The organism is Pseudorhodoplanes sp. (assembly GCF_035565795.1).
In the GTDB taxonomy this organism is placed as follows: domain Bacteria; phylum Pseudomonadota; class Alphaproteobacteria; order Rhizobiales; family Xanthobacteraceae; genus Pseudorhodoplanes.
Map to the genome: position 1 here is coordinate 19,413 of NZ_DATMRV010000278.1, position 15,101 is coordinate 34,513.

Annotated in this window: 14 protein-coding genes; 8 read left to right on the forward strand and 6 right to left on the reverse strand. The window is 63.0% G+C overall.

The genetic code is table 11. The annotated features are described in order from the left end of the window. Nucleotides 1–87: 87 nt before the first annotated feature. Entirely contained in the window at nucleotides 88–1,530 is a 1,443-nt protein-coding gene (locus VNZ93_RS24670; protein WP_325711851.1) for a sodium:proton antiporter, read from the reverse strand. Between the two features lie 131 nt (nucleotides 1,531–1,661). Between VNZ93_RS24670 and VNZ93_RS24675 the strand changes: the two genes are divergently transcribed. Further along, nucleotides 1,662–2,777 carry an energy transducer TonB gene (locus VNZ93_RS24675; RefSeq protein WP_325711854.1) on the forward strand — a complete coding sequence of 372 codons (1,116 nt, stop codon included), beginning with the start codon at nucleotides 1,662–1,664 and terminating at the stop codon, nucleotides 2,775–2,777. 139 nt (nucleotides 2,778–2,916) lie between these two features. Here VNZ93_RS24675 and VNZ93_RS24680 read toward each other — a convergent pair whose 3' ends face one another. Together VNZ93_RS24680 and VNZ93_RS24685 are read right to left on the reverse strand one after the other, a co-directional pair. Beyond that, nucleotides 2,917–4,443 (reverse strand): indolepyruvate oxidoreductase subunit beta family protein, encoded by a 1,527-nt coding sequence (locus VNZ93_RS24680; RefSeq protein WP_325711857.1) that lies wholly within the window; start codon nucleotides 4,441–4,443, stop codon nucleotides 2,917–2,919. Then, entirely contained in the window at nucleotides 4,440–6,581 is a 2,142-nt protein-coding gene (locus VNZ93_RS24685) for an indolepyruvate ferredoxin oxidoreductase subunit alpha (RefSeq protein ID WP_325711860.1), read from the reverse strand. Before VNZ93_RS24685 ends, VNZ93_RS24680 begins: the two co-directional genes overlap by 4 nt. Before the next feature lie 125 nt (nucleotides 6,582–6,706). On the opposite strand from VNZ93_RS24685, the gene dctP (VNZ93_RS24690) reads away from it, so the two are divergent. The 5 genes from dctP (VNZ93_RS24690) (at nucleotide 6,707) to VNZ93_RS24710 (ending at nucleotide 11,144) form a co-directional block, all read left to right on the forward strand. Continuing rightward, nucleotides 6,707–7,672, forward strand: coding sequence for a TRAP transporter substrate-binding protein DctP (dctP, locus tag VNZ93_RS24690; RefSeq protein ID WP_325711863.1), 966 nt, complete (start codon nucleotides 6,707–6,709; stop codon nucleotides 7,670–7,672). A gap of 116 nt (nucleotides 7,673–7,788) precedes the next feature. Continuing rightward, a complete protein-coding gene (dctP, locus tag VNZ93_RS24695) occupies nucleotides 7,789–8,757 on the forward strand; it encodes a TRAP transporter substrate-binding protein DctP (protein WP_325711866.1) in 969 nt (322 codons plus the stop codon). A gap of 102 nt (nucleotides 8,758–8,859) precedes the next feature. Then, on the forward strand, nucleotides 8,860–9,372 hold the full coding sequence (locus VNZ93_RS24700; RefSeq protein ID WP_325711869.1) for a TRAP transporter small permease: 513 nt from the start codon (nucleotides 8,860–8,862) through the stop codon (nucleotides 9,370–9,372). 30 nt (nucleotides 9,373–9,402) lie between these two features. Beyond that, entirely contained in the window at nucleotides 9,403–10,698 is a 1,296-nt protein-coding gene (locus VNZ93_RS24705) for a TRAP transporter large permease (protein ID WP_325711871.1), read from the forward strand. After that, complete coding sequence (locus VNZ93_RS24710; protein ID WP_325711874.1) at nucleotides 10,671–11,144, forward strand: MarR family transcriptional regulator; 474 nt, start codon at nucleotides 10,671–10,673, stop codon at nucleotides 11,142–11,144. The genes VNZ93_RS24705 and VNZ93_RS24710 overlap by 28 nt, the downstream gene beginning before the upstream one ends. 12 nt (nucleotides 11,145–11,156) lie before the next feature. On the opposite strand, the gene VNZ93_RS24715 is transcribed toward VNZ93_RS24710, so the two are convergent. The 3 genes from VNZ93_RS24715 to VNZ93_RS24725 form a co-directional block, all read right to left on the reverse strand. Beyond that, on the reverse strand, nucleotides 11,157–13,085 hold the full coding sequence (locus VNZ93_RS24715; RefSeq protein ID WP_325711877.1) for a DUF2207 domain-containing protein: 1,929 nt from the start codon (nucleotides 13,083–13,085) through the stop codon (nucleotides 11,157–11,159). Further along, on the reverse strand, nucleotides 13,082–13,642 hold the full coding sequence (locus VNZ93_RS24720; protein WP_325711880.1) for a LemA family protein: 561 nt from the start codon (nucleotides 13,640–13,642) through the stop codon (nucleotides 13,082–13,084). Before VNZ93_RS24720 ends, VNZ93_RS24715 begins: the two co-directional genes overlap by 4 nt. Nucleotides 13,643–13,706: 64 nt before the next feature. After that, a complete protein-coding gene (locus VNZ93_RS24725) occupies nucleotides 13,707–14,177 on the reverse strand; it encodes a DoxX family protein (protein WP_325711882.1) in 471 nt (156 codons plus the stop codon). 83 nt (nucleotides 14,178–14,260) lie between these two features. On the opposite strand from VNZ93_RS24725, the gene VNZ93_RS24730 reads away from it, so the two are divergent. Beyond that, complete coding sequence (locus VNZ93_RS24730; RefSeq protein ID WP_325711885.1) at nucleotides 14,261–14,677, forward strand: hypothetical protein; 417 nt, start codon at nucleotides 14,261–14,263, stop codon at nucleotides 14,675–14,677. A 155-nt stretch (nucleotides 14,678–14,832) separates the two neighbouring features. Beyond that, nucleotides 14,833–15,101, forward strand: a 269-nt coding sequence (locus tag VNZ93_RS24735; RefSeq protein WP_414710188.1) for a YidB family protein, incomplete at its 3' end; no start/stop codon positions are given.

The window sequence follows — 15,101 nt, forward strand, 5'->3', positions numbered from 1 at the left end:
AGTTCCCCTTAAAGCCGCATCAGCAGATGGGAAATGCCCGCCCGGATCAGATCCGCGCGGACGATGACGCAATCCAGTGCCTTGTCCTCAGCGCAGAAACAGGAGCGAGACCACAACGAATGTCGGCAGCAAAATGGCCGATGACCACAGCATATAGCCGAAGAACGACGGCATCCGCACCCCCGCCCCGCGCGCGATCGCATAGACCATGAAGTTCGGAGCGTTGCCGATATAGGTATTGGCACCCATGAATACGGCGCCGAGAGAGATGGCGGCGAGTGTGGGCGCCAATGTCGTCATCAACGCTTTCGGGTCGCCTCCGGCCAGTTCGAAGAACACAAGATAGGTCGGCGCATTGTCAAGGAATGACGACAAGGCTCCAGTCAGCCAGAAATAGGCGACGTTGTTCGGTGTCCCGTCGGGCTGCGCGACCATCGCAATCAGCGGCGCGAATGCGCCCCTGGCGCCGGCGTGCAGCATCGCGATCACTGGCACGATGCATACGAAGATGCAGGCGAACAGGATCGCGACCTCCTGGATCGGCCCCCAGGAGAAGCCGTTGGCTTCGCGAGATTCCTTTTGTGTCAGCACCAGCGACGCGAGCGCAGCGAGAACAAAAATGATGTCACGGACGACATTCTGAAGCTCGACGTCGACACCGCCGATCGAAAAGCTGATGCCGGGCTTCCAGCTGGCGCTCATCAGGATCGCGGCGATGACGGCGGCGAGCAACAGGAAATTGACCCCTCCGTGAAGCCTGAGCGGAGAATCCGGCGTCGGATCGAGTGGATGATGCAGGCGCTCCTCACGCCGGTGCAGCAGCATGTCGATCACGAAGAACACGATCAGCAGAATGATCGAGACCACGAGCGTCGGACGCCACAGATGAGTCGTGGTCCAGAAGAAGTCGACCCCCTTCAGAAAGCCGACAAACAGGGGCGGATCGCCGAGGGGCGTCAGCGCGCCGCCGATATTCGAGACGAGGAAAATGAAAAACACCACTGTGTGCACGCGATAGACGCGATCGTCATTCGCGCGTAGCAGCGGGCGGATCATGATCATTGACGCGCCGGTCGTGCCGACGAAACTTGCGAGAAATGCACCGACCGCCAGCAGCAACGTATTCGCCGCCGGCGTACCGCGCAGATTGCCTTCGAGATAGATGCCGCCGGAAATGGTGTAGAGCGCGAACAGCAGCAGAATGAACGGCACATATTCCAGCAGCATCGTGTGGAGAAGCGTGTGAACGCCGGCAGTAATGCCCGCCGCCACGATGACCGGCACGATGACGCAGATCGACCAGAACAGCGCGAACTTGCCGTAATGGTGCTCCCACAGATGCGGATAGAATAAAGGTCCGGTCGCGATCGACAGGAGAATGCCGATAAAAGGCAGCGCCCACAGGAATGACATGGTGGCGCCGTCGAGACCTTCGGCGGCATGGGCGCTACTTGAGAACAGGGCACTACAGGAGAATGTGACAATGAACAGAGCGAGCGCGTAGCCCCCCACCTTGCGCCACAATTCCATCGCCGTCTCCCCCCAGTCTTGCTGACCTTTGCAATATCGGACTGTGGCTTTCAACGCCACGGCCAACGCCTTTGTCCGCCCGAGGGACGAATGCTTGATTGGTGCGCTCGGTTGCCGCAGGGTGCTGCCCGATGAAGCCCGCCGAGTCCGCTCCTCCCGCCCTGCCGACGATCGGCCCGGCCGACCGCCTCGGCGCGGTCGTCCCAGTGCCCGCGGCGACGACTCTGGAAGGCGCGGATCTTCGCAACGTTATCGTTCTCGCACATCGGCGAAACGCCAGCGGTATCGACGCCCCTGCTGTCACCGTGACCGATACCGCACGTCCGGTGCCGGCCGGCACCTGGCGCGATCGTACCCCCTGGACGGCCCTGATCGCCGGCGCGCTGCTGCTCCATCTCGGCCTTGTCGTGATGTTCATGCGCGACCCGGTGCCGATGCCGAGCCTCGCGCTCGATTCGATCTCGGTCGACATCATCCTGGGCGGGCAGACGGAAGCCGGTGTGGCTCAGCTACCCAGTTCGGTGGAATCGGCCCCCTCCCCGCCCACAGAAAGCGCTCCGCAGGCGACCGAACAGCCGCCGGACATCGAGGAGCAGAAGCCCGAACTGAGACCGCGCATCGAAACAGCGGAGCCGCAGCCCGAGGAGAAGCCTCGCGAGCAGATGGCTGAAGAACCGAAGCCGAAAAAAACACAGGCCGCGACCAGCGAACCCACGATCGAGGCCGCCGAGCCTGAACCCACGCCGGCACCCGCCGAGGCAGCACAATCGGTCGCTGCTGCGGCAGAGGTCGATCCGACGCCGAAAGCGCCGGAACCCGAGAAAACGAAGCCGGTGGAAGAGCCGGTCACAAGCCGGCCGCCTCCCAAGGAACAGCCGACCGAGACGCCACGCGAACAGTCGAAGCCGACGCCGCCGCGGGTCGCCGCGTCGCAAAGCGGGGTCGGGGTCGGCTCCTCGCGTGAGACGCGCGATTGGGCGAGCCGCGTGTCGGCGCACCTTGCCCGCAACAAGCGCTATCCGGCCGATGCGCTCGCCAGCGGCATCGGCGGCACAGCCAGCGTGGCATTCACGCTCGACAGCGGGGGACGCGTGACTTCCGTGCGGCTCGTGCGCTCGTCGGGCAATGCCAGCCTCGACCGCGAGAGCCAGGATCTCGTCCGCCGGGCATCGCCGTTTCCGCCGCCGCCGAATGGCAGGGCGTCGATCACCGTGCCGGTGAACTACAACGTGCGGGCCGCGCGGTAGCCGCTTTCACCTCTCCCCTTGGGGGAGAGGTCGACCGGGCGAAGCGAGGTCGGGTGTGGAGTATCGCGAGGCAGCCCCCTCACCCCAACCTCTCCCCCCGAGGGGAGAGGGAGCTCACCGTCTTTGTTGAAGACGCAAACTACGCCAGCGCAGCGACCGCCTTCTTGAACCCCTGGCCGCTCTCGTCAGCCATCGCCGCCTTGCGCAGGCCGGCGAGTTCGGCCGCGGCATTGCCCCGCGCGCGCAGCTTTGGAATGAGCGCCATCAGCGAGTCGTACTTCTCGCGCCCGCGCTCATGCGTGTCACCGTAGCCCTTCACCAGACCGATGAGATGGGCCACTTCGACCGCGAGGGCATAATCCTCGCGCGCGATCTCGACCACTTTGGCGAGCCATTCGGTCTGACGCTTGTCCTCATCGATCCAGCGCAGCGAACGCGGGCGCAGCGGCTTCAGGCTGGCGACCACGTAGAGCAGCATGAATCCGCGGATCGACGAGGTCTTCACCTTGCGACCCTTCTTCGTGAAGGAATCGACGATGCCGCGCACCCAAGGTGTGTTGAGAATGAACCGCCCGAGCGAGGCCGGAAGCGTCTCCGCAATTTCCTGCGTGCGCGGGTGCATGTACTCGACGATCTCGAGCATCTGGCCGTCCTTGACGACCACTTCGTTGCGCACGCGCTCGAACCGTGACGCACGGATCTTCAGTTCGGCGACCCGCACCGTGTCCTCATAGGCCATGGCGAGCGCGAGGTTGCGTGCGACTTCGGTCAGCAACTCGTCCGGCTTTCCGGGGCGCGCTTTCTCGATCTCGATCACCGGCGCGAGCCGCTTGAGATAGAGTTTTGCGTAATCCTCGTTCTGATAATCGGCGAGGCGAACCACACCGGCGCTGACGATCGGGCGCGAGACGATCGACAGGGCTTCGTCAACCGGCGCCACAAGCGACTGCACGGCGGTATCACGCGCCTGCGGATCGAACGGCCGCTCGGCCGGCAGCGCCGGCGCATTGCCGGATGCCGCGGCTTCGAAGCCGGCATTGAAGGCGCGCACGCTCGACTCGACCCCGACGCCACCGCGCCGGATCGTGGCCTCGAACGCCATCTTCTGGAACGGCAGCGTGCCGGAACCGGCCAGCGCGCCGAACAACACCGCACTTACGAGACTCCCGGTTGCATCCGCGATGCTGGCCATGTCGAAGGCATGCAGACGACGCGAGGCCTCATCGATCGACTTCAGAATGGCCGTTGCGTCGACGCGGTCATCGGCCAGCGCCGTCCGCTCCAGCATCGTATAGACGCGGTGCGTCGACGTGAGGAGCGTGGTGCGGTCGGGCGTGACAAAACCGCGGGTCACAGCGCGGCCCGCTTCCATAAGCTCCGACGCCATCACGATATCGACGTCGCCCGGCACCGGCATCAGCGCCAGCACCGGCTTCTTGTCGCGCGCCGCTGCTTTCGGGAACAGCTCGACGTAATAGATGGTCGCACCGGTGCGCTGCGCCACGCCCGGCACGGACGTCATCTGCGCGAGATAGCCGCCATGCTCGGCGAGATCGATGATCCAGTCGGCGAGCACGCCGCCACCCTCGCCGCCCATGGCAAGAATCGCGATGGTGATCGGACGAATGCGAGCGGCGCCGCGAGTATCGACGAGCGGGGTGTTCATGCCGTCACCATCTTCTTTTCGAGCCGGCGCTGGAAGAAGCCGATCACCGCGTCACGCATGCGCTGCTTGAAGCGGTCCCAGCCGGTCGGATTGTCGATGATCGAGGCCTGGTAGAACGACGGGCACAGCACCGCGGCGTGTGCGACCTCGCCGCAATTGCCGCAGCCGACGCAGGTGTTGATCACCTTGGTGATCGGGTCGCGCCGCAGCGGGTCGGGATTGGGCGCAATCGTCAGCGACGGACAGCCGGACAGGCGGATACAGGAATGATCGCCCGTACACGTATCCGGGTCGACGCCGAACCGGTCGCGCACCATGCGCTCGCCGCGCTTCACGGCGTCACGGATCAGCGGCTTGATGCGCCGCTGCTTGTTGAGCATGCATTCGGACGACGCGATGATGACTTTCGGGCCCTTCGTCTCGGTCGTCAGAGCCTCGCGCAGCGTGTCGCGCATCTTGGCGACATCGTAGGTGCGCGTGATGTGCCGCACCCATTCGACGCCGACGCCGCGAACCGCCTTCTCGATAGGATGCTGGGTCGAACGCGTTTCGACCGTGCCCGCCGAGGACAGGATGTCCTGGCCGCCGGTCGCGGCGGCATAGCCATTGTCCACGATCAGCATCACGCCATCGGTCTTGTTGAAGACCTGATGACCGACGCTCGAGACCAGTCCGTTGTGCCAGAAACCGCCGTCACCCACGACCGCGACAGGACGCTTGCCGCCCTGCCCCGATAACGGAGAGGCGCCGGCGCCGCCGAGGCCGTAACCCATGGTGGCCTGGCCGAGATTGAACGGCTGCAGCGCCGCGAAGGTGTGGCAGCCGATGTCGGCGCTGACGTGCAGCGGGCCGACTTCCTGCTGCACGAGCTTCATCGCCGAAAAGATCGGCCGCTCCGGGCAACCGGTGCAGAACGACGGCGGACGGCCCTGCACATTCTGGCCGAGCGTTTCGAGCGCGGCCGGCAGACTTTTGTTGGTCTGCTTCGGCTCCTCGGGCAGCAGCAGATCGGGGCGATGCAGCGTGCAGAATCTCTGGATGCCCGCCTTCAGCACGCCGCCGGTATATTCACCGGCCATCGGCAGCACGCCCTTGCCTTCGACCTTCGTCTGAAGATCGGCCTTGCGCAGGATGGTGTTGACCGCCTGCTCGATGAAATTCGGCTGGCCTTCCTCGATCAGGAGGATCGCCTTCTTGCCGGCACAGAACTTGATGAACTCGTCGTCGACCAGCGGATAGGTGGCGTTCAGCACATACAGCGGGATGCGGCTGTTGCCGTAGATGTCGGCGAGACCGAGGATCTCCATGGCGCGCAGCGTGTTGTTGTACATACCGCCCTGCATGACGATGCCGACATCCGACACCTCACCGTCGAAGAATTCGTTGATCTTGTTGTCGATGATGAACTGCACCGCGGCCGGCCAGCGGATGTCGATCTTTTCCTTCTCGTGCTCGTAGGTGAAGGGCGGCAGTGCGTACCGGGAGATGTCGCGCTGGGGATTTTTGAGTGCATCAAGCCGCGTGTAGTCCGGCCGCACGTTGTCCTTGGCGATGAACGAGCCATAGACATGGCAGGCGCGGATGCGAAGCTGCAGCATCACCGCCGTGTTGCTGGCCTCCGAAAGCTGGAAGCCCTTCTCCACCATATCGACGATGGTCTGCACATTCGGCCGCGGGTCGAGCAGCCACATCTGCGACTTCATCGCAAACGCATGACTGCGCTCCTGCATTATCGAGGAGCCCTCGCCGTAGTCTTCGCCGACGATGATCAGCGCGCCGCCTTTCACGCCGCCGGACGAAAGATTGGCGAGCGCGTCGGAAGCGACGTTGGTGCCGACCGGTGCCTTGAATGTGCACGCGCCGCGCAGCGGATAGCTCACGGAGGCCGACAGCGCCGCGGCCGCAGCGGCCTCGTTGGCAGACGACTCAAAGCGGACGCCCAATTCCTTCAGCATCGGCTCGGCATCGTTCAGCACGTCGATCAGATGCGAGATCGGCGCGCCCTGATAGCCGGACACGTAGGAAACGCCGGATTGCAGCAGGGCCTTGGTAACGCACAGGATCGCTTCACCGCGGAACTCCTGTCCCTCGCCAAGCTTCAGCTGCTCGACTTCCTTCTTGAATGAACGCTCCGCCATCGCCTTCTCCGAACTGGCCGGGATGTTGCATAACCCGCGACCGGGCCTACCGGGCCAATGATATAGTGGACCCGATTATATTCAAACGAATATAATTCGGAACAGCCGGACCAAAGGATATCAGAATGCGCGTGAATGTGATTTTGGCAGCGGCCGCTGCGTTTTTGTGCAATGCGTCAGCCGCGCCAGCACAGGAAGTGACCCTGCGTGCCGTCTCCTCCTTCGCCGAAGGCAGCCAGATCTCGGCGCCTTTCGAGCGCTTCGTCGAGAAGGTGAACAAGGAGGGCAAGGGCGTCATCCAGATCAACTATATCGGCGGCCCGCGCGCGATTCCGCCCTTCGAAGTCGGCAATGCCGTGCGCTCCAAGGTCGTCGATATCGCCAATGTCGCGGCGGCGTTCTATACCAACCTCATGCCGGAAGCCGACGCCATCAAGCTGCTGAACAAGCCGGCGGCCGAGCAACGGAAGAATGGTACCTGGGAGCTTCTGACCGACATCCACCGTCAAAAGCTGAACTCGCATTATCTGGCGCGGCTTTTCGTCTCGGTGCCCTACCACATCTATCTGAACAAGAAGCCCGAGAAGGTGGACTTCTCCGGCCTCAAGGTCCGCGTGACGCCGGTCTATCGCGATCTCGTCCAGGTGCTTGGCGGCACCCCGATCACCACGCCTCCGGGCGAGGTCTACACCGCACTCGAGCGCGGCGTGGTCGACGGCTACGGGTGGCCAGTCCTCGGCATTTTCGATCTGGGCTGGGAAAAGGTGACCAAGTTTCGCATCGATCCCGGCTTCTACAGCGTCGACGTTGGCCTGTTGGTCAACCAGGACGCCTGGAAGAACCTCACCGACGCGCAGCGCAAGGTCCTGACCGATGCAGCTCTCTGGCTTGAAGGGCTCGACGCCACCGAGAATGCCGAGCTGGTGAAAACCGAGCGCGAGCGTCAGGCCAAGGCCGGCGTGCAGACGATCGATTTCGGTCCCGAGGCCTCAAAGGAATTCGTCAGGAAGGCCAACACGCTGGCCTGGGACGCAGTGATTGCGAAGTCCCCCGAATTCGGCAAGAAGCTCCGCGCCCTCAACGGCGAGTGATCCCCAAAGATTGCCGGGCGCTGATCGCGCCCGGCAACAATTGACTTTTCAGGGCCAAGGCTAGACCGTATTCAAACGAATACAATCGGCGAAATGCCAGGTCCTGGGAGGGGTTGATGAGAGCACATTTTCTAAGCGCGACGCTGGCCGTGTCGGTGATCGCGCTGTCCGGAACTGCACAGGCGCAGGAAGTGACGCTGCGCGGCGTGACTTCGTTCGCCGAAGGCACGCAGTTTTCCAAGGGATTCGAGCGCTTCATCGAGAAGGTGAACAAGGACGGCAAGGGCATCATCCAAATCAACTATATCGGCGGCCCGCGCGCGATGCCTCCGTTCGAGGTCGGCAATGCGGTCCGCAACAAGGTGGTGGACATCGCCAACGTGACCGGGGCGTTCTACACCAACCTGATGCCGGAGGCCGATGCCTTCAAGCTGATCAGCAAGCCCACGGCGGAACAGCGCAAGAACGGCACCTGGGCGTATATCAACGAGCTGCATAACCAGAAGCTCAATTCGTACTATCTCGCGCGCCAGTTCGTGTCGGTGCCATTCCACATCTATCTCAACAAGAAGATCGACAAGGTCGACTTCAGTGGTCTGAAGATCCGGGTCACGCCCGTCTATCGCGACATCGTGCAGGCCCTTGGCGGCACGCCAATCACCACACCTCCGGGTGAGGTCTACACCGCGCTCGAACGCGGCGTCGTCGACGGCTACGGCTGGCCGATCCTCGGCATCTTCGATCTCGGCTGGGAAAAGGTGACCAAGTTCCGCATGGAGCCGGCCTTCTACAGCGTCGAGGTCAACGTGCTGGTGAATCAGGATGTGTGGAAAAGCCTGAACGACGCGCAGCGCAAGGTTCTGACCGATGCCGCGCTCTGGCTTGAGGGTCTCGACGCTACGGAAAGCGCCGAACTCGTTAAGGCCGAGCGCGAGCGGCAGGCCAAGACCGGCATCCAGGCGCTGGATTTCGGTCCGCAGGCTTCTCAGGACTTCCTCAAGAAGGCGAACGACGTCGCCTGGCAAGCGGTCATCGCCAAAGCGCCGGAGACCGGCAAAAAACTGCGTGAACTCGCAGGAAACTAAACCTGCGGCCATGGACGATCCTGATCCGCGCCATCCATCATCTTCGAACGATGGAAGGCCGGGTCGGGCCCGGTCAGAACCGCATCATCCAAGGTCGTCCATGTGACCCGTCTGTCTGAACTCTACGCCAAGTTTCTGAACTTCCTTGCGGTCCTTGCCGCCTTGCTGCTGCTCGTGATGGTCGTCATCGTCACCGGCGACATCCTGCTGCGAAACCTGTTCGTCAAAGGCCTGCTTTGGGCGAACGAGGTTTCGGAATATGCGCTCTACATGATTACCCTCCTGACCGCGCCATGGCTCCTGCATCGCGGCCAGCATGTGCGGCTCGATCTCCTGCTCACCGCCGTGCCGAAGCGCCATGCATGGCTGTTCGAAGCCGTCGGCGACATTGCCGGTTTCATCGTCTGCCTGATCATGATCCGCTACGGCACGCTGATGACGCTGGATGCCTACCGCTCAGGCTCGATCACCATCAAGAATCTCGTCTTTCCCGAATGGTGGCTCCTCGTGCCGCTGCCGATCGCCTTCGTATTGCTCGCCATCGAATTCATCTTCCGCTTCCAGCGGCTGCTCAAGAACCGGACCCCGCGCGAGGAGGCGACGTCAGTCGCCTGAACGATGATGGGATGGGGTGAAGCAAGCATCTTGCTGTTCGGCGGTCTGGTCGCATTGATGGCGGTCGGCCTGCCTGTCGCGTTCGCATTCCTTGCGATCAATATCGTCGGCGCATTCGTGTTTATCGGCGGCGACTCCGGCCTGATCCAGGTCAACCGCAATGCCGTGCAATCGGTCACCGCCTTTGCGCTGACGCCGATTCCGTTCTTCGTCCTGATGGGCGAAGTGCTGTTCCAGTCCGGCGTCGCGATGAAAGCGATCGACGCCTTCGCGTTGTTGATCCGCCGCGTCCCCGGGCGTCTGTCGGTGATCGCCATCGTCGCGGGCACCGTGTTTTCGGCGATCTCGGGTTCGACCATCGCGACAACGGCGCTGCTCGGTACGCTGATGCTGCCGAACATGCTGGAGCGCGGTTACGAACCGAAAATGGCGATGGGTCCGATCATCGGCATCGGCGGCGTCGACATGCTGATCCCGCCCTCGGCGCTGACCGTGCTGCTGGGCAGCCTCGCCGGCATCTCGATTTCCGGGCTGCTGATCGCCGGCATCATTCCCGGCCTGCTGATGAGCGCGATGTTCCTCGGCTACATCATCCTTCGCTGCTATTTCAATCCGGCGCTCGCGCCGGTCGAAGACCTCGATGAGGCGCCGTCGTTCTGGGAGCGCTGGCGGCCGTTCGTCGTCTACGTGCTGCCGCTGCTCGGGATCTTCGCCCTCGTCGTGCGCGCGATGACGGCCGGCTGGGCCGCGCCGACCGAAGCCGCTGCGCTGGGCGCAGCCTGCACCATCGTGGCCGCCATCCTTTATCGCAGCCTGACCTTCGAAAAGCTGATGAAGGCCCTGCTCGGCACCGTCGCGGTTTCGGGCGTGATCCTGTTCATCATCCTCGGCGCCACCGTGTTCTCGCAGGTGCTGAGCTTCTCGGGGGTCGTGAATGGCATCAACAGCCTGATCACCGCGCAAAATCTCAGCCCGAGCGCCGTGATCATCGGCATGATCCTGATCCTGATCTTCCTCGGCTGCTTCGTGGATCAGGTCTCGATGATGCTGATCACCCTGCCCTTCTTCATGCCGCTGGTGATCAAGCTCGGTATCGACCCGATCTGGTTCGGCGTGATCTTCCTGATCTGCATGCAGCTCGGGCTGCTGCACCCACCATTCGGGCTGCTGCTGTTCACGATGAAGGGAGTCGCGCCGCCGCACATCACGATGAACCAGATCTATCTCGCAGCCCTGCCTTATGTGTTCGTGGCCATTCTGGTTCTGGCGATGATTTTCCTGTTCCCGCCGATCGCAACATGGCTGCCACGACTGCTCGGGACGTGATGGCCAGGGATCTGCATCTCGACGACATGCTGCCGTATCTGATGAACCGGCTGATTGCCCGGATGAATCAGAACCTCGCAGACGATCTGCGAAAGCGCGGCTTCACCTTCCAGGACTGGCGGATTCTCGCCGTCCTTGCCGTCCATGAGGGCGCGAACCTCACCGAGCTCGCCGAGGCGACCGTGCTTCCGCAGCCGAGCGTCAGCCGGCTGGCCGCCAATCTCGCAAAGCGAGGCTATGTCAGCCGTGAGAATGGCAAGACCGACTCACGAAATGTGCATCTCTTCATCACGCCGAAGGGCCGTGCAGTCTATGACAAGATGCGCCCGCTCGCGGTGTCGGAATTCCGGGCCGCGATGAAGGGCTTCAGCAGCAAGGAATCCGAAAACCTGCGCGACGCGCTGCTGCGCATGATGAAGAACCGCAAGGTGAAGTTGCTGCCGTAAGGCGCCGGCGGGCTACCAGCCCGATCCGCCGCCTCCGCCTCCACCACCGCCGGACGAACCGCCTCCGCTCGAACCGGAGGAGCCGCTCCCGCCGCTCGATCCCGGCGCCGTCGAAGCCGACGCCACCGTGCTCGACAGCGTATCGCCGACGCGACTCGCAAAACCGCCCCAGTCATTGTTCGACAAGCGGTCGCCCGTATACCAGGCCGCCGTTGCGGCGCCCGCGGCCGCGGCCGCGGCGAGCACGCCGGCAAAACGCTCGGCCCAGCGGTTCTCGACATTGAGCGCCACCGCATAAGGCAGGTAGCGCTCGAACAATTCCGGCGTCTTTTCGGGCGGGTGCAGATAGTTCAGCCGATCCTCCTCGGCCACCCCGAGATACTGCTTGAAGCCTTCGATCTCGTCCATGACCTTGCGGCCCTGCACGGTCGGCGCCTTCAGCAGATAATACGACATCGCGATCAGCGGCGCGATCAGCACCGGCATCATCATCGCGATCATATAGGGGCTGACGATGGACTTCGTCGCGTCGTAAGTCGCGCCATACAGGACGGCGAAACCCGCCACTGCAAAGGCGCCCGCGAAAAGAAATCCGAAGATGAACGCGAGGAAACCGGTGCGTCCGGTTATGAAGCCGGCCAGGAACGCCGTCATCACGCAAAGGCCCGGCGCCGCGAACGCCGTGCCAAACAGCATGGCGCCGCCAAGTTCGGCGCCGTAGCTCACGAACACCGAAAACGCGACAGCTGCCGTGAACAGCACCCACAACAGGAGACCGACATTCGACCACCCGTAGTTGTTGGCGAACATGGTCTTGAGATACAGCGCCCTGAGGCGCCTGTGTAATTCGTCCTTCGCCTTGCCGATCTTCTTGTGGTTGACGTTGTCGAGCAGAAGCGACGAATCCTTCAGGAACAACTCGCGCGCCATGGCCGCGACCGGCGTCGAGACATCGCGTGCGCCGGTGAGCGCCGTCAGGCGCATCTGCTTGCCGGTGTCGTTCAGTTTCACGCCGCCACGCACCGCGAGATCGAGAATGGCCGAGCTGAAAGTCCGGTTGTCGAACTCCATCTCGTACACGTAGCGAACCGCCGGCGCCGACATGTCCTTCGGCGGCGTGAACAGCGGGATGATGGTTCCGCGTGCCGGATCGCGCCCGACCTTCAGCCAGGCAAACAGGTAATAGCCGAGCAACAGCAACAGCCCGATGCCGCTGACAACAACGGGCAGATTGTCGGTGAGCCAATAGCGCGCGAGTTGAGCCTGAGTCGGCGGCGTGACGATGCCTTTCGGGAACGCGGCGGCGACGGTCAATCCGTTGCGCGCCGGAAGCGGTCGCGTCGTGCGAAACACGATATAACCGGGGCGCTGTTCGACGATCCTCGCGTCCTTGCCGTTTGCGCCCTGCGGCCCGGTATAGAGCGCCGTCTGAATGAAATCGACCTTTTCCGGCAGCGTGATCCGCGCTTCCGCGACATCGATCGGGAAAGTCCATCCAGTACCGGTCGCGTTCCAGTACAACTCGTCGAACGTCTCGAAGAACCCGATCTGGCGCGTGGTGCGGTAACGGATGACATAGGTGTTGGGACCGAAAGGCACCGTGCGGTCGCCGCTGCCGATGCGCACGCGTACGCCGTTCGAAAGGCTCTCGGTCGTATAGGTTTCCGGGTTGCCGTTGCGGGTGACCGAAAGCACGTCGAAACCGACCTCGACCCTGCGCCCGTCCCTCCCGGTGTAGCGGGTCGGAAAATCGCGCAGAATACCGCGCCGGATCTCGTGGCCTTCGGCCTGGACGCGGATGGTCTCCGTGACAAGCAGGTCGGAGTTCTTCTCGACCTGCACGTCGCTGATGAATTGCAGGATGCGCTCGACCGCCGCAGCCGGCGCACAGCCCGCCGCCAGCACGACCGCTGCAACAAGCGCACGCAGCGCCGTGGTCATGACGCGCTCCGTTCGAACGAAACATTTGGCAGCACGCGTCCGGCGCCGTCCAGTTCGAAGAAGTCCGCCTCCGTGAAGCCGAGCGGCCGTGCGATCATCACATTCGGGAACGACTGGATCGCGATATTCAGGTCGCGCACCGCACCGTTGTAGTAGCGCCGCGCCATCTGCAGATGGTCCTCGATCTCGGCCAACTGCTCCTGTAGCTTGAGAAAGTTCTGGTCCGCCTTCAGGTTCGGATAGGCCTCCTTCAGCGCGATCAGCTTCGAGAGAGCGCCCTCCAGCGCGCGTTCCGTATCCTGCTGCGTCTTCACATTGGAGGCTGCGATGCTGGCCGCGCGGATCGCCGCGATGTCCTCGAACAATTTCCGTTCATGCGCGGCGTAGGCTTTCACCGTTTCGACCAGGCCGGGCACGAGATCGGTGCGCCGGCGCAATTGCACGTCGATCCCGCTCCACCCTTCGCGCACCAGATTGCGACGGCGAACGAGGCCGTTGAAGATCACGACGCCGTAGATCAGGACTGCGACGAGGATCGCCGCGGCAAGATAGGTCATGGCAGGACAGCCCCTCGCGGCGAAGCGCCGCAATGGAGTGACTAATAGGACGGACCGATAAGGTTCAGAAGGCCCGGCCGATCAAAGCATCGAGAGAATAAGCGCCGCCGCCATTGGCGAGAAAGTAGAGCGCGGCCGCAGTCCACAGCAGCGGATATTCAAATCCGCCCTGATTCCAGAAAAAGCCCTTGCGGTGCTCCCAGATGCTGAGCGCCAGGAGGATCACGATCGGGATCGCCACCGGCCGTGTGAAAAACCCAAGCGCGAACATTGGACCGCCAGCCAGTTCGGTCACCACGATCACCCAGGCCCAGAGGCGGCCCGGTCGATAGCCGCCGTTGTCGAGCAATTTAGCGAAGTCGGTCACGTTGCTCACCGGACCGCCGGACTTCGGGAAAAAGCCCATCGACATGCGCAGGCCATGCGGCACCAGCGACAGCCCGACCACGACGCGCAGAACCATTTCCGCGAGCGGCGCGGCGGCAGCATAGAGGCCTGCGAGCTGCGGGATAATGAGCGAGGTTGAATCGTTCATGGATCTTGCGCAAGGCGGGAGGGCAGTTAACGTGATGGCGAATCATCGCCGCGTCAATGCGGCCCGCCAAGGATGCGTTTGCAATGCGATCAGTTCTGACAGCGATGACGATTGCCGGAGCGATCGTTTTGGCCGCGGTCGCGTTGGCCCCCAACGCCGCACATGCCCAGCATCAACCACTCATCAAGCAAGGGCTCTGCGGGCACGGCGGCAATGTCCCGGTCTGTGCCGTTAAGCAGAAGACGCTCGTGACCTACGTGAACTCGTGTGTCGCGCTTGGCGTGCATGCACGCGTCATCGCCATGGATCGTGGCTGCATCGAGGGATGTCCAGCGCGCTATGCGCCGGTCTGCGGGACCGATACTGGCGGCAAGCGCCGGCTCTATGGCAATGCGTGCGAGGCGGAAAAGTCGGGAGCAACGGATATCCGCAAGGGGACTTGCCGCAAGCTCTTCCGGCGCATTGCGTCGCCTGGCACTTCCGTGGGCGCAGTGCCCTGACGCACCGGCCCTGAAACACGACATCACATTCGCATGAAGTGCCCGTTTTCGCGGGAACGCCCCGTTGATGGCGGAATTGCCACGCAGTATGCGTGACTGCGCCTCTCGGTAGCGCATCCTCACGCGTAGCATCCAGCACAGTGGAGTTTACGGACATGGCACGCGACAGCGCATTCCCCTCGATGACGGCCCTGCTCGGTCTGCTCGCGATCGCGGGTTACCAGAACCGCGACAAGATTGCGGAAATGCTCGGCAATCTGACCAAGGGCAGCACCAGCGCGGGCGGCGCGTCGCCCGGTGCCGATGCCGCTTTGCCGGGCGGCCTTGGCGGACTGCTTGCAGGCACGAGCGTCGGCGGGCTTCTCAACGGCGGCCTTGGCGAACTGATGGAAAAATTCAATCAGGCCGGACACAAGGACAAGGT

Bases quoted from the DNA above. Each gene is read 5' to 3' on its own strand.
- VNZ93_RS24675 (WP_325711854.1), top strand. From the start codon at position 1,662: ATGAAGCCCGCCGAGTCCGCTCCTCCCGCCCTGCCGACGATCGGCCCG.
- VNZ93_RS24710 (WP_325711874.1), top strand. From the start codon at position 10,671: ATGGCTGCCACGACTGCTCGGGACGTGATGGCCAGGGATCTGCATCTC.
- VNZ93_RS24715 (WP_325711877.1), bottom strand. From the start codon at position 13,085: ATGACCACGGCGCTGCGTGCGCTTGTTGCAGCGGTCGTGCTGGCGGCG.
- VNZ93_RS24680 (WP_325711857.1), bottom strand. From the start codon at position 4,443: ATGAACACCCCGCTCGTCGATACTCGCGGCGCCGCTCGCATTCGTCCG.
- VNZ93_RS24720 (WP_325711880.1), bottom strand. From the start codon at position 13,642: ATGACCTATCTTGCCGCGGCGATCCTCGTCGCAGTCCTGATCTACGGC.
- VNZ93_RS24670 (WP_325711851.1), bottom strand. From the start codon at position 1,530: ATGGAATTGTGGCGCAAGGTGGGGGGCTACGCGCTCGCTCTGTTCATT.
- dctP (WP_325711863.1), top strand. From the start codon at position 6,707: ATGCGCGTGAATGTGATTTTGGCAGCGGCCGCTGCGTTTTTGTGCAAT.
- dctP (WP_325711866.1), top strand. From the start codon at position 7,789: ATGAGAGCACATTTTCTAAGCGCGACGCTGGCCGTGTCGGTGATCGCG.
- VNZ93_RS24685 (WP_325711860.1), bottom strand. From the start codon at position 6,581: ATGGCGGAGCGTTCATTCAAGAAGGAAGTCGAGCAGCTGAAGCTTGGC.
- VNZ93_RS24730 (WP_325711885.1), top strand. From the start codon at position 14,261: ATGCGATCAGTTCTGACAGCGATGACGATTGCCGGAGCGATCGTTTTG.
- VNZ93_RS24725 (WP_325711882.1), bottom strand. From the start codon at position 14,177: ATGAACGATTCAACCTCGCTCATTATCCCGCAGCTCGCAGGCCTCTAT.